This window comes from Myxococcus xanthus, from assembly GCF_013116825.1.
GTDB classification, from domain to species: domain Bacteria; phylum Myxococcota; class Myxococcia; order Myxococcales; family Myxococcaceae; genus Myxococcus; species Myxococcus xanthus_B.
This window is the reverse complement of the sequence record NZ_JABFNS010000185.1, coordinates 1-13,853: the sequence shown is the minus strand read 5'-3', so window position 1 is coordinate 13,853 and position 13,853 is coordinate 1. Positions and strand designations below refer to the sequence as shown.

The 13,853-nt window shown below is 70.7% G+C and carries 12 protein-coding genes; 7 read left to right on the top strand and 5 right to left on the bottom strand.

Features of this window, described 5'->3' with window-relative positions; all coding sequences use genetic code 11:
- Positions 1-607 (bottom strand): zinc-ribbon domain-containing protein (locus HNV26_RS34300; RefSeq protein WP_171452965.1); only part of this gene is annotated, 607 nt, incomplete at its 3' end.
- A gap of 206 nt (positions 608-813) precedes the next feature.
- On the opposite strand from HNV26_RS34300, the gene HNV26_RS34295 reads away from it, so the two are divergent.
- The 5 genes from HNV26_RS34295 to HNV26_RS34275 all read left to right on the top strand — a co-directional run bounded on the left by HNV26_RS34295 (position 814) and on the right by HNV26_RS34275 (position 5,823).
- On the top strand, positions 814-2,127 hold the full coding sequence (locus HNV26_RS34295; protein WP_171444476.1) for a protoporphyrinogen/coproporphyrinogen oxidase: 1,314 nt from the start codon (positions 814-816) through the stop codon (positions 2,125-2,127).
- Between the two features lie 73 nt (positions 2,128-2,200).
- Positions 2,201-2,911 (top strand): glycosyltransferase family 2 protein, encoded by a 711-nt coding sequence (locus HNV26_RS34290; protein WP_171444477.1) that lies wholly within the window; start codon positions 2,201-2,203, stop codon positions 2,909-2,911.
- 17 nt (positions 2,912-2,928) lie between these two features.
- Positions 2,929-3,867 (top strand): polysaccharide deacetylase family protein, encoded by a 939-nt coding sequence (locus HNV26_RS34285; RefSeq protein ID WP_171444478.1) that lies wholly within the window; start codon positions 2,929-2,931, stop codon positions 3,865-3,867.
- A gap of 142 nt (positions 3,868-4,009) precedes the next feature.
- Positions 4,010-4,864: a lysophospholipid acyltransferase family protein gene (locus tag HNV26_RS34280; RefSeq protein ID WP_171444479.1), complete on the top strand. Its 855-nt coding sequence runs from the start codon at positions 4,010-4,012 to the stop codon at positions 4,862-4,864.
- A 35-nt stretch (positions 4,865-4,899) separates the two neighbouring features.
- Positions 4,900-5,823, top strand: coding sequence for an SDR family oxidoreductase (locus HNV26_RS34275; protein WP_171444480.1), 924 nt, complete (start codon positions 4,900-4,902; stop codon positions 5,821-5,823).
- A 401-nt stretch (positions 5,824-6,224) separates the two neighbouring features.
- On the opposite strand, the gene HNV26_RS38020 is transcribed toward HNV26_RS34275, so the two are convergent.
- Positions 6,225-6,677 (bottom strand): hypothetical protein, encoded by a 453-nt coding sequence (locus HNV26_RS38020; RefSeq protein WP_366817084.1) that lies wholly within the window; start codon positions 6,675-6,677, stop codon positions 6,225-6,227.
- A gap of 90 nt (positions 6,678-6,767) precedes the next feature.
- Between HNV26_RS38020 and HNV26_RS34270 the strand changes: the two genes are divergently transcribed.
- Positions 6,768-10,490: a tetratricopeptide repeat protein gene (locus tag HNV26_RS34270; protein ID WP_216613003.1), complete on the top strand. Its 3,723-nt coding sequence runs from the start codon at positions 6,768-6,770 to the stop codon at positions 10,488-10,490.
- Position 10,491: 1 nt separating this feature from the next.
- Positions 10,492-10,875, top strand: a complete 384-nt coding sequence (locus tag HNV26_RS34265; RefSeq protein ID WP_140861474.1) for a hypothetical protein — start codon at positions 10,492-10,494, stop codon at positions 10,873-10,875.
- 14 nt (positions 10,876-10,889) lie between these two features.
- On the opposite strand, the gene HNV26_RS34260 is transcribed toward HNV26_RS34265, so the two are convergent.
- The 3 genes from HNV26_RS34260 to HNV26_RS34250 all read right to left on the bottom strand — a co-directional run.
- Positions 10,890-12,977 carry a RecQ family ATP-dependent DNA helicase gene (locus HNV26_RS34260; protein WP_171444482.1) on the bottom strand — a complete coding sequence of 696 codons (2,088 nt, stop codon included), beginning with the start codon at positions 12,975-12,977 and terminating at the stop codon, positions 10,890-10,892.
- Positions 12,978-13,023: 46 nt separating this feature from the next.
- The gene (locus HNV26_RS34255; protein WP_171444485.1) at positions 13,024-13,275 is read right to left on the bottom strand and encodes a DUF3006 domain-containing protein; all 252 of its coding nucleotides are present in this window, start codon (positions 13,273-13,275) and stop codon (positions 13,024-13,026) included.
- Positions 13,275-13,853 (bottom strand): JAB domain-containing protein (locus HNV26_RS34250; protein ID WP_171452964.1); only part of this gene is annotated, 579 nt, incomplete at its 5' end. The genes HNV26_RS34250 and HNV26_RS34255, both read right to left, overlap by 1 nt.

Sequence of the window (13,853 nt, the reverse complement as noted above, 5' to 3'; positions counted from 1 at the left end):
GGGGAATGGCCGGGGCGTGGGGCGCGGCGCCGAACGCCTCGGGAGCGCCTGGCAGCGGAATGGCTCCCACGGTCGTGGCGCCGGGCAACGGAATGGCGGCGGCGTGGGCCGGCGCGGCACCCGGCAGCGGGATGGCGCCCGTGGACGCGGGAGCGCCAGGGAGCGGAATCGCGGCGGAGTGGGGCGCCGCGGCCCCCGGCAGCGGGATGGCCCCCGTGGACGTGGGGGCGCCAGGGCGCGGACTGGCTGCGGGCTGCGCGGTCACGGCGCCGGGCAACGGAATGGCTGCGGGCTGTGCGGTCACAGCGCCGGGCAACGGAATGGCTGCGGGCTGCGCGGTCACGGCGCCGGGCAGCGGGATGGCGGCGGCTTGCGCGGTCACGGCGCCGGGCAGCGGGATGGCGGCGGCCTGAGGCGCGGCGGACGCGGCACCCGGCAGGGGAATGGCGGGCTCGGCGGGAGCAGGCGCTGCGGGCGCGCTCACTGCATCGAGCTTGATGGGGAAGGTGGTCTGGCACCGGGCGCACTTGAGCTTCGCGCCGCCCGGAGGGATCCGCTTGTCATCGATGTTGTAGTTCGTCTGGCAAGACGGGCAGGAGACTTTCATGGGATTCCGAGCTCGCGAGAGGGGGACCGAGCGCCTTCGCGGTGCGCGCAGGCTACCAGAGGCGTTTCCAGCCCGGAAAGAACGCGCACGAGTAGGTTGAAGCGCACCCTCCCGGGCAAGCGGGCGAGGGCCCCTGCCTTCCGCCAGTCAGCACGCCGCGTTCGATTCGCCGTTCCCGGAGTGGAAGGTGGTAGACCCGCCCGTCAATGGAACCCATTGTCATCCTGGGCGCGGGCCTCGCGGGCCTCTCCACCGCCCACTTCCTGAACAAGCCCTGGCGCCTCATCGAGAAGTCCGACCGTGTCGGCGGCCTCATCAAGACCGAGGTCATCCAGGGGTGTTATTTTGACCCCACCGGTCACTGGCTCCACCTGCGCGACCCGGAAATCCAGGCCCTGGTGAACACGCTGTGGCTGCCGGAGCAGATGGTCCGCATCCAGCGCAAGGCCGGCATCTTCACGCGCGGGGTGTTCACCCGCTTCCCGTACCAGGTGAACACCCACGGCCTGCCGCCGGAGGTGGTGGCGGAGAACCTCACCGGCTACGTGGAGGCCGTCTACGGTGAGAAGGGCCGCGAACTGCGCGAGCGCGAGCCGCGCAACTTCGAGGAGTTCATCCTCCGCTACATGGGCGAGGGCTTCGCGAAGAACTTCATGGTGCCCTACAACCAGAAGCTGTGGACGGTGCACCCGCGTGAGATGTCCGCCGCCTGGGTGGGCCGTTTCGTGCCCCGTCCCAACCTCAAGGAAGTGGTGGACGGCGCGCTGGGCGCTGGCAGCGACGCGGTCGGCTACAACGCGTCGTTCCTGTACCCGCGTGAGGGCGGCATCGAGAGCCTCGCCCGCGCCATGCTGAGCCACCTGAAGGGCGGCCAGCTCAGCACCCACACCGAGCCCACCGCCATTGACTGGAAGGCCCGGAAGGTGACGCTGTCCGACGGGAGCGTGCAGCCCTATGCGGGGCTGGTGTCCAGCATCTCCCTGCCCGGTTTGGTGAAGCTGCTCGCCAAGGGCGAGGCCGGCGTGCCCGACACGGTGCAGGACGCGGCGAAGCAGCTGCGCGCCACCACCGTCACCTACGTGGCCGTGGGCGCCAAGGGGGCCAACCGCCAGCCCTGGCATTGGATCTACCTGCCAGAGCCGGAGTTCCACACGTACCGTATCGGCTCGCCCTCCGCGGTGTACGCGCCGCTGGCGCCGCCGGACACGTCCACCTTCTACGTGGAGTACAGCCACCACGGCGAGCTGTCCCTGGCCGCGGCGGAGAAGTACGCGGTGGAGGACCTGGTGCGCTCGCAGATGATTCACGCCGCGGACGACGTGCTCTTCGCCCAGGCGCGCGAGATTCCCCACGCCTACGTGCTCTACGACGACGCCTACGGACCGGCGAAGTCGGAGATTCTGCGCTTCCTGGAGCATGCCGGAATCCAGATTGCCGGCCGCTATGGGCAGTGGGAGTACTCCTCCATGGAAGACGCCATCCTCGCCGGGCGTGCGTGCGCGAGGATACTCAACGGTTGACATCCCCTTCGCCCACCCGTCGCATTGTGTCGACGGGTGGCTTGGGGCGTGTTAGCCATCTCTGTTCGAGTTCATGGCCCCGCACCTCACCGTCGTCATCCCTGTCTACAACGAGGAGTCCATCATCGCCTCGGCGGCGGAGGAGTTGCGCCAGGGGCTGGACGCGCGCGGGCTCGACTACGAAATCATCTTCGCGGAGAACGGCTCGCGCGACGCCACGCCGGCCATCCTCGAAGAGATGTGCGCGAACAACCCGCGCCTGCGCTGGTTCCACTCGGAGACGCCCAACTACGGCGTGGCGCTCAAGGCCGGCATCCTCAAGGCCCGGGGCACCTACGTCATCTGCGATGAAATCGACCTGTGCGACCTGACCTTCTACGACGCGGCGCTGCCGCGGCTGGAGCGGGGCGAGGCGGACATGGTGGTGGGCTCCAAGGCGGCCAAGGGCGCCAGTGACCAGCGCCCGCTGATTCGCCGCGCGGCCACGCGGGTGCACAACAAGCTGCTGAAGGTGGCGCTGGGCTTCCAGGGCACGGACACGCACGGCCTGAAGGCGTTCCGCCGCGAGGCGCTGCTGCCCGTCATCCAGAAGTGCGTGGTGGACATGGACGTGTTCGCCAGCGAGTTCGTCATCCGCGCGTGGCGCGAGGGCCTGCGGGTGATGGAGATTCCCATCCAACTCCACGAGAAGCGCCAGCCCTCCATCCACCTCTTCAAGCGCGTGCCCAACGTGCTCAAGAACGTGGGCAAGCTGTTCTACGTCATCCGCGTCCGCGGGACCTGAGCCGGGGAGGGCGCACCGTGCGGCTGGCGTCCATCTCCGTCGACCTCGACTCGCTACCTCACTACTGCCGCATCCACGGCCTGCCGGAGTCTTTGCTGGACGCCCGCGCCCGCTCGCTGGTGCACGCGGTGGCGGTGCCTCGCTTCCGGGAGCTGCTGGACGGGCTGGGCATTCCGGGGACCTTCTTCGTCATCGGTGAGGACCTGGAGTCCGACCCGGTCGCCGTGGCGGGCATGCGCGCGTCCCACGAGGCGGGCATTGAGGTGGCCAGCCACAGCCACGCCCATGACTACGCGCTGACGCGCCGGGGCCCCGAGGCCATCCACGCGGACCTGGCGCGCGCGGACGCCGCCATCCTCGCGGCCACGGGTGCGCGGCCGGAGGGGTTCCGCGCGCCGGGCTACACGCTGAACGCGGACCTGTACGCGGCCACCGCGGCGCTGGGCTACCGGTATGGCTCCTCGGCGTTCCCCGCCGTGCCGTATTACTCCGCGAAGGCGGCGGTGATGGGGGCCCTGTCGGTGCTGGGGCGTCCGTCCCGCTCCGTGCTGGACACGCCCCGCGTGCTGCTGGCGCCTCGGGTGCCGTACCGGCCCGACCCGGCGCAGCCCTACCGGCGGGGCTCGGGCCCGGTGCTGGAGCTGCCCATGACGGTGACACCCGCGCTGCGCTTCCCCCTCATCGGCACCTTCGCCACCACGCTGCCCCGCGCGTCCCTGCACGCGCTGTGGCGCACGTGCCGGCGGGACACCTTCTTCAACTTCGAGCTGCATGGCGTGGACGTGCTGGACGCGTCGGACGGGATTCCCCCGGAGCTGGTGCGGCAGCAGCGGGATTTGCGCGTCAGCGCCACCCAGAAGATGGCGCGCCTGCGCGAGGTGTTCGGCTGGCTGAAGTCGGAGCGCGAGGTTCTCACGCTGCGCGACGTCGCCGGGCGGCTGTCGGCCTCGGTGTAAGGCATTCCCACGAGGGGCACCTGTCCGCCAGCGTACGTCCCCGCCGTGCCCGGGTGTCCGTGGGGCACGCTTGCTCCGCCAGGGCGAGGGCTTCCGCCGACGGACCCTCCCGGCGGCGGGGCCGGTGGTGTAAAGAGCCCCCATGCTGGAGAACGTCACCGACCGAGTGAAGAAGGGCCTGCGCGAGTGGACGGACCGGCTGGCCAGCTCCGAACAGAAGCAGCGGCTCCATGGCCTGTCGCGCCCGGGGAACGAGTACGGGGTGGACCCGTTCGGCTTCGATTTGGACTACAGCCTGTCCGCGGTGGCCCCGCTCCTGTGGCTCTACCGGAACTACTTCCGCGTGGAGACGTTTGGCATCGAGCACGTGCCCGCCGGCCGGGTGCTGCTGGTGTCCAACCACTCCGGCCAACTGCCCATGGACGGCGCCATGATTGGCGTCGCGATGATGCTGGATGCCAGCCCGCCCCGCGTCATCCGCAGCATGGTGGAGAAGTGGGTGTCGTCGCTCCCATACGTGTCCACCTTCATGGCCCGCGTGGGGCAGATTGTTGGCACGCCGGAGAACTGCCGGCGGCTGCTGGAGGCGGAGGAGGCCATCCTCGTCTTCCCCGAGGGCACGCGCGGCATCAACAAGCTGTGGCCCCAGCGTTACCAGCTCCAGGAGTTCGGCTTGGGCTTCATGCGCCTGGCGCTGGAGACGAACACGCCCATCGTTCCCGTGGCTGTCATTGGCGCCGAGGAGCAGGCCCCGGCGCTGATGGACCTGAAGCCGGTGGCGAAGCTCCTGGGCTTCCCGTCCTTCCCCATCACCCCCACGGGCCTGCCCATTCCCCTGCCCACGAAGTACCGCATCTACTTCGGGGAGCCGCTGCACTTCTCCGGGCGCCCGGACGACGAGGACAGTGAGCTGGACAAGAAGGTCCGCACCGTGAAGGCGTCCATCCAATCCATGCTCCACCAGGGCCTCAAGGAGCGTCAGGGCGTGTTCTGGTGAGCGCCAGACGCGGCGGTGCTAAAGAGGGAGGTTCCATGAAACCGGCCGTCGTCGTCACGGGCATCAGCGGCAACCTCGGCCGCACCCTCGCGAAGCTGCTGCACAAGCATGAGCGCATCATCGGCATCGACCGGCGGCCCTTCGTGGGACGGCCGAAGGACGTCGAGATGTACGAGCTCGACCTCCGCAAGAAGAAGGCGGAGGACGTCTTCCGGAAGAACGAAATCCGCGCCGTCATCCACATGGGCATCATGCATGACCCCCGGATGAGCGAGGAGGAGCACCACTCCTTCAACGTGGTGGGCACCACGCGCCTGCTGGAGTACTGCGCGAAGTACGGCGTGAAGAAGGTCGTCGTCCTGTCCTCGGCCAACGTCTACGGGCCCAGCCCGGACAACTCCAACTTCCTCACGGAAGACGCGCCGCTCATGGCCGCCAGCCGCTTCTCCGGCGTGCGTGACCTCATCGAAGTGGACATGCTGGCGCACAGCTTCTTCTGGAAGCACCCGCACATCGAGACGGTCATCCTCCGGCCCGTCCACATCGTCGGGCCCACCATCAAGAACGCGCCGTCCAACTACCTGCGCATGCGCCGGCCCTGGATGATGGCGGGCTTCGACCCCATGGTGCAGCTCATCCATGTGGAGGACGTCGCGCGAGCCATGGTGGAGGCGCTGCGCCCCGAGCCCAAGGGCGTCTACAACGTCGTGGGCCCCGGCGAGGTGCCCCTGTCCGCGGTGATGCGCGAGCTGGGCAATACCCCCATCCCCGTGCCGCACCCCGTGGCCCGCCCGCTGCTGGGCATGCTCTTCAAATACCGGCTGGCCAACTTCCCGCCGCCGGAGTTGGACCACATCCAGTTCCTGTGTGCGGTGGATGGCAGCCGCTGGGTGAAGGACGTGGCCTGGAAGCCGCGCCACTCCATGCGCGACACCATCCGCTCCGTCCAGGGCGACTAGCTGCTGGAAAGTCCGAGGCCCCCTGACACTGTTGTCAGGCCCTGCGCGACGTCCGGCCCGGGGGCCCCTGACAGACATGTCAGAGGCCTGCCCCGGGGGCAGGGCGGCGTCAGGCGGTCAGTCGGTGCAACCCCTTGAATCTCCAGCCATTCGCCAGCGCCGCGCTCCAGGCGCGGTGCTTGGCACTCCCGTTGCTCTAGTGGCTGCCCATCACGGCGCGGCGACATGGGCCCGGAAGCGGTGTCGCCCCGTCAAACTGTAGGGCACTCCATGGGGGAGTTCCCGACGCCCTCCGTCTCGGCCGGCCCCGGGACGGCGGGCGGTTTCTTGTAGGGCGCTCCATAGGGGAGCTCCCGACGCCCACCGCCTCGGCCGGCCCCGAGACGGTGGGCGGTTTCTTTTCAGGGGGATGGGGGCTGCTCGGGGCTGGTGCTCGGGCTCGGCAGCTCGCCCTCGAAGGGGCCGTCGTCCTGGCTCTCCAGGAGCCACGCCCCGTCCCGGAAGACGAACTCCGAGGTGACGATGGCGGTGCGCTCGGAGGCCGAGGGCAGGCGCATCCACTGGATGCGGCTCTGCACCGTGGCCCGGTGCCCGTCGTCGGACAGCTTCACGTCCTCGATTTCGTAGTCGGTGATGGACAGGTCCTTGTCGTCGTTGAGCGCCAGGCGCGCCTTCTGGAAGTCCTTGCGCCGCTCGGGGACGAGGATGTGGGTCGCGCTCCGGAAGTCCTTCCACCGGAGGGCCTGGTGGAAGCGCTCCACGGTGGGCTTGAGTGCTTCCAGATTGGATTTCTTGGACGTGGTTGCGCACGCCCCGAGGACGAGCGCGAGGAGCAGGGCAGGCAGGCGATTCACGGTGGGGAGGGTACCACCCGGCAGCAGCGTCGGACGAGAGAGCGGTGCTATGGTCCGGCTCCCCGCCCGAGCACCGGAGTCGCGAGCGCAATGGCCAAGTCGATGGTGGAGCGTTACGAGCAGCTCCTCCGGCAGGACCCCACCTCTTCCGTTTTCGTCGAACTCGCCAAGGCCCTGCTGGAAAAGGGGGACGCCGCGCGTGCCATCGAGGTCTGCGGGCAAGGCATTTCCCACCACCCAGCATCCGTCGTCGGGCGCGTGCTGTGGGGCAAGGCCCTCATCCAGCAGGGTCGGCCCGCGGAGGCGATGGACCAGTTCGAGCAGGCCATCTCCATCGAGAAGGACAACCCCTACGCCTACAACCTGATTGGCGAGGTGCTGCTCCAGCACCGGCTGTACCGGTCCGCGCTGCCCATTCTTCGCAAGGCCCTGGCGCTGCAGCCGAACGATGGCCGCGTGAAGCAGTGGCTGGAGCAGACGGAGCAGGCGTTCGCGGGGGGGCCGGCTCCTGTGTTCGCGAACCTGATGGGGCTGGAGAAGCCTTCGTCGGATGAGGACGCGTCATCGGAGGAGGCGTCGAAGGACGAGGCTCCGAGCCCCACGGTGGCGCCCATGGCCGCTGCCCGGCTGCGCGCCGCCGCGTTGGGTGACGCGGCGAAGCTGAAGCCCGCGAGCGCCGGTGCGACGCCGGCGGGAGACGCCCTGGCGGCGGCTCGCGCGGACGTGGCATCCGAAGCCTCCGCGAAGGACGCGGGCCAGGGGCGTGCGAACGCGGACGCGGAAGGGAGCGCTCAGGCGGGCTCGGACGCTGGCGCGGCGGAGCAGGGCGGAGCGGTGGTCCCTCCAGGTGACGCGGCGCCGCAGGACGGTGCTGACGGGGGCCGTGACGCGAGCGCCTCGCTGGGACTGTTGAACCGGCCGGTGCCGGTGTCGTCCGTCCTGGGCGCGGAGCTTCCGAGCCTGGACCTGGGGCTGGGGGACGAGGATGCCCCTTCGCGTGGCGCGGATGAAGCGGCTTCCGAGGCCCAGGCGCCCTCGGAGGACTCCGCGCCCGAGCAGCGCGCTGACGCCGAGCAGGACTCCAGCGCCGTCGCGGACCCGCCGACGCAGCAGGTGGCCGTCGCGGAGGCGCCTGCCGCGGCCTCGGAGCCCGAGGCGAGCGGTGACGCGGATGAACCGCGGGCCGGGGCTGCTCCGGCCGAGGACGCCGGGGCCTTTGGCGCGGGGGGGCTCCTGGGCGACCTTCCTCCTCCCTCGTCGGAGGCGCCGAGGCCCGCCGTGGCGAGCACGCCCGCGGCGCAGCGAGGCTCTGGGGGCAAGCGCTCCCTGCTGGAGGACATCCCGGACGCGGCGCCCGCCCCCGTGGCCACCGCCGCGAAGGCCCATGCGCGCAAGCCGGACACAGAAGCGCTCACCGCCGAGTATGAGAAGGAGCTGCGGGCGAAGCTGGCGCGTGAGGCGGCGAAGACGTCGTTCATCGCCCGGCATGGCGTGAAGGTCGCTGGGGCCGTGGTCGGCGTGGTGGTGCTGGCCATCGTCGTCTTCAGCTTCGTCAACATCCGCGCGCGCCAGGGCGGACAGACGCTGAGCGAGACGCTGGCCCGGGCCGAGGACCTCATCATCCAGGACACTGGGGCCTCGCTGGACGCCGCGCTGGCGCAGCTCGAGAAGGCGCGGGACATGGACGAAAGCAGCAGCCGGGCCTGGGCGCTGACGGCCTGGGCGCACGCGCTGCGCTACGCGGACCATGGGCAGGCTTCCGAGGACCGACGCCAGGCGCTGGAATCGCTGGAGCGGCCGGGCGTGAAGGACGCGGCCCCCGCGCAGGTGCTGGTCACCAACGTGCTGGTGGCGGACGAGCGCGGACGTGCCCTGGCGCGGAGCGCGCTGCTGGGCTCGCAGCAGGACAGCACCGAGGTCCATGCGCTCGCCGGCAGCCTGCTGCTGGAGGCGAAGGATGAGAAGCAGGCGCTCGAACGCTTTGACCGCGCGCTTCGTGCCTCTGGCGCCAACGTCCGCGCGCTGGTGGCCCTGGGGGATTACTACAAGGCTTCCGAGGACTTTCCGCAGGCCATCGAGATGTACGAGCGCGCGCGCAAGAAATCCCCCGAGCACCCCTCGGCCCGCATTGGCCAGGCGGAGGCGCGGCTCGCGCTGTACCAGGACCTGGAGGCCGCGCTGACGGACGTGGCGCGGCTCGCGGAGGACCCGAAGCTCCCTTCGTCGCTGAAGGCGCGCCAGCAACTGGTGCACGGCGAGCTGCTGTCCGCTCAGGGCAAGCACGCCGAGGCCCGCGCGCTGCTCTCCAAGGGGACCCAGGGGCCCATGGCCTTCGAGTTCCAGCTCGCGCTCGGCGCCGCCAGCCGTGCGGCCGGGACGCTGGATGCGGCGCAGGCCGCCTACGAGGCCGCGCTCAAGCTTCGACCCAAGAGCGAAGAGGCCCGCGAGGGGCTGGGCCGCGCGCTGCTGGATCGCGACCGGGAGCGCGAAGTCCTCACCCGCCTGGAGGCTGACGGGGGGCGCAAGGTGGCCCTGGTGCGCGGCGCCGCGTATGCGCGCCTGGGAGACTGGAAGAAGGCCCGCGCGGAGCTGGCGCGCACGCGTGTGAATGACCGGTATCCGCCGGAGGCCGTCTCCTGGCTGGCCCTGGCGGATGCCGCCGAGGGCAACGGCGCCCAGGCGCGGGAGCTGCTGGAGAAGGCCCTGCACGCGGCGAAGCGGCCTCGCAACGACATGCGGTTGGCGCTGGGGCAGCTCTACTGGCGCGAGCGCGCCTACGACAAGGCGCAGGCCCTGTTCGAGGAGGCCCAGAAGGACCCGCGTGACCATGAGGCCGCGTGCTCGCTGGGGCGGTTGATGTTGTCGCGTGGGCTGCCCGACATGGCCCTCAAGCCGCTGACGCAGGCGGTGGAGCGCAACGGCGCGCATGGCGAGGCCCGGGACGCGCTGGGGCGCACGCTGCTGGCCCTGGGGCGGACGCAGGACGCGCTCAAGCAGTTCGAGGCGTGGCAGTTGGAGAACCCGGGGAGCGCGGCCGCGCACAAGGGCTTCGCGCTGGCGCTGTTCCACGCTGGCCGCCGCAAGGAGGCAGAGGGCGCCGTGCAGCGCTCGGTGAAGCTGGCGCCCGATGATGCAGAGGCGCACAAGCTTCGCGCGGTCATCCTCTTTGGCGCGGGAGACGCGCGGGGCGGCTTCTCCGCACTGGAGCGCGCCAACAAGCTGGACCCGAAGGACGCGGGCACGTTCTGTGAGATTGCCCTCGCCTTCATGCGCCAGGGCAACAGTGGCAACGCGGAGGCGGCCTTCGCCGCGGCCCGACGGGAAGGGCCCGATGCCACCTGCGGCCGGGTGGGAGAGCTGTACGCGCAGTTGCCGGGTGGTGGGCGTGGCGCCGCTCGGACGCTCGAGGACCTGGCGGCCAGGGCGCCGACTGCCTGGGACAAGGCCTTCGCTCGGGCCACCATGGCGCGCGCGCTGCTGGGGGCGGGGGCCATGAAGGAGGCCCGCACCGCGGCGGACGAGGCCGTGCGCCTGGCGCCTTTCGATGGGCGCGCCCAGCTTTCACTGGGAATGGTGGCGCTCAGGCAGAAGCAGGAGGACGTGGCCCGGGCTGCGTTGGAGAAGGCCGTGGAGCTGGAGCCCGCGGACGGCCTGGCGCGCCTGGCGCTCGCGGATGCGTTGGTGCGTGAGCCCGGTGCGCTGCCGCGAGCCGTGGAGTCCTACGAGGCGTTCCTGAAGTTGGCCGGTGGCTCGAATGAGGCCGCGCGGGTGAAGAAGGCCCTGCCCAGCCTGAAGAAGAAGGCGGCGAGGTAGCGTGAGGTATTTCTCCTCCCGGACGGATTCCCCACTGCTGCACATCATGTGGGGCAATGCGTTCCTGCTGTCGCTCATCTACCTGCTGCTGGGGCTCGGGGTGGAGATTGCCCTGCGCTACTTCCCCTCGCGATTCCTCCAGCGGCTGTCGCTGTCGCTGGACTCGCTGCCGGCGCGGGCCCTGGAGCTGACGGGGGCCATGGAGCCCTTGCGAGCGGCCTACTTCTCCGGCCGCATCTCCGAGGTGGGCGTGCGCGTCGTGTTCGGCGTCACCACCATGGTCGTGATTTTCCTGCTCGCGATGGTGGTGGGCACGTTGATGGGCGGCGTCCGGACGCTGCTGGCGCGCCGGGCCCTGCGCGAGGGCGGACGCCGGCACCCCTGAGCAGGGCCGCGGCTTCAGCTCCGGCGGCGAATCGTGGGCTTGCGCGCGCGCACCGCTGCGTCCGGCACGGCCTGGGGCTCGTGGCCCGCGGCGCGCGCCATCAGGCAGATTTCCACCACCTTGGGGCCAAAGCGCTCCCAGCGGCTCTCCCCGGTGCCCTTCACCGCGAGGAAGCCCTCCCGGTCCACCGGTAGCGCCGCGGAAAGGCCCAGCAGCGTGGCGTCGTTGAAGATGATGAAGGGGGCCACGCCCAGGTCCTTCGCCAGCTCCTTGCGCCAGCGCCGCAGCTCCGTGGAGGCCAGCTCGCTGTAGTTCGTCACCACCGGCGCCGCCGCGGAGCCCGCGCCTCGGGCGCGCGCCGCGGCCGGCCCGTGGGCCAGCAGCGTGGGCATCTTCTCCGGCGTGCAGACGTCGCAGTTGCCGCACGAAGTGGGGGTGTCGCGTTGGCCGAAGTAGCGGAGGATGGCCGAGCGGCGGCACTTCTTGTCCCGGTCCGAATAGGCGTACTCGGTCATCCGGCGCAGCAGCGCCAGGTTCTGCCGCTCCTGCTCCCGCACGCGGCTCAGGTCGAGCCCCAGCTCGCGGAAGGGCACCCGCTCCAGCGCGCGAATGGAGCGGCCGGCGAAGGGGCGCCGTACCTTGGCCACGTGGGCCTTCTCCAACAGGCCCAGCGCGTGGCGGACCTCGTCCACCGACAGCCCGATGCGGCGCGCGAGGATGGGCAGCTCCGTGGTGACCTGCCGGCCCACGGGGAACGTCTCCAGCAAGGACTTGAGCAGCCGCTGTGCGTCCGGCGAGTGCGGCTGCGCCGAGGCGGCCTTCTCCAGCAGGGTGATGCCGTGCTCGCCCTCGCCTCGGCCACCGCGCTCCACCTTGCCCTCGCGTTCGAGGATGCGCAGCGCCGCGGAGACCTCGAACTCGCTGGCGTTCACCGTGCCCGCGAGCGCGTGCACGCCTCGCTCGAACTCCTCCACCGACTGGAGCACGTTCCACACGTCCCCGAAGATGGCCTCGGCCGGGTGGCTGCTCTGGATGAGCCGCTCCTGGGTGAAGACGTCCGAGTGGTTGAAGAGCAGCACCGCGCGCGCGGCCTGTCCGTCGCGGCCCGCGCGGCCAATCTCCTGGTAGTACGCCTCCACCGCCCGCGGGATGTTGGCGTGGCCGACGAAGCGGATGTCCGGCTTGTCGATGCCCATGCCGAAGGCGTTGGTGGCCACCGCCACCGCCTCCTTCGCGGACATGAAGGTGTCCTGGGCGCGGCGACGGGCGTCATCGTCCATGCCCGCGTGGTACAGCACCGCCTTCACCCCGCGCCCATGCAGTTCGGAGAAGATGCCTTCCGCCGCGCGCCGCGTGGAGCAGTACACGATGCCGCTCCCGCCCGTGGACGCCAGCCGTGCGCAGGCCTCGTGCCGGTCCGCGTCGCCGCCCACCTCCTGCTTGCCCAGGAAGAGGTTGGGGCGGTCGAAGCCCATGGCGAATTCCTGCGGGTCCTTCATCAGCAGCACGCGCACGATGTCCGCGCGGACCTCCGGCGTGGCCGTGGCGGTGAGCGCCACCGTGCGCGGCGGACGCAGCCGCTTTCGCACCTGTCCGAGCTGCGCGTAGTCCGGCCTGAAGTCGTGCCCCCACTGGGAGATGCAGTGCGCCTCGTCCACGGCGAGCAGGTCCACGCCCAGCGCGGACACCGTCTCCAGGAAGCTCTGGCTGCGGAAGCGCTCGGGCGCCACGTAGAGCAGCTTGTACTCACGCGCGCGCAGCTTGCGCATCCGCTCCGCGCGCTCCAGGTCGGACAGCGATGAGTTGATGAAGGTCGCCGGGATGCCGCGCGCGGTGAGCTGCTCCACCTGGTCCTTCATCAGGGCGATCAGCGGCGACACCACCAGTGTCAGCCCCGGCAGCAGCGTGGCGGGCAACTGGTAACACAGGCTCTTGCCCGCGCCGGTGGGCATCACCACCACCGTGTTGCGGCCGCTCAAGACGGAGGAGATGACCTGGTCCTGCCCCGGCCGGAACTGGGACAGGCGGAAGTGGCGGACCAGCCCCTGCTGTGCTTCCTCGAGGTAGGGCAGGGCCACCGGCATCGCGCGCATGTTCATCATCCTGGTCCAGCCGTCAACGGAAACGAGGCCGCCGCGCGGCCTCCACTCACAGGTCGAGCCCTGGTGGAACCGGAACGGCCAGCCGCGCTCTCGTCCGCGCGACGTCCTGCCGCCGCGCCTCCGTTTGCCCTGGCTCCAGCCGGCCATCCACCACGACGTCACCCTCGCGCACGCCCTTGGGCAGCGACGCGCGCTCCACCGTGCATGCCTGTCCGGTGTCCAGCCGCACCACTTGTGCCCGGACGTCCTCCAGCAACTCCACCTGCACCGCTCCCCACAGCCCCACGATGCCCACCATCATCCGCCGCCTCCATTCGCGCTCCACGCCCGCCGTTTCTCCCGTGCTTCGTCCGGCATCAGTCCGCGCTCCAGCATCGACACGTAGCCGCCGTCTCCCATCACCACGTGGTCCAGCACCTTGATGTTGAGCAGCTGCGCCCCCGCGACCAGATGCCGCGTCAGGCCCAGGTCCTGGACGCTGGGCTCCGGGTCCCCCGAAGGGTGGTTGTGCGCCAGCACGATGGACGTGGCGCGCGAGGTGAGCGCCGCGGCGAACACCTCCCGCGGGTCCACCGGGCAGGTGTTCATGGTGCCCTCCGCCACGCGCGCGTCATGCACCAACACGTTGCGCGCGTTGAAGCACAAGACGTGGAACACCTCGCGCCGCAGCGCCCCCAACACCGGCGCCAGGTACGCGGCAATCTCCTTCGGCGTGCGCAGCCTGGGCCTGCGCTCCCTGGCGCGCTGCGAGCGGCGGCCCAGCTCCAGCGCGGCCAGCACCTGCGCCGCCCGGACAGCCCCCACGCCGGGCCGCTGACTCAGCGCCAGGGGCTCCTGCTGCACCAGGCCCTTCAGCCCACCGCCCTCCGACAGCAG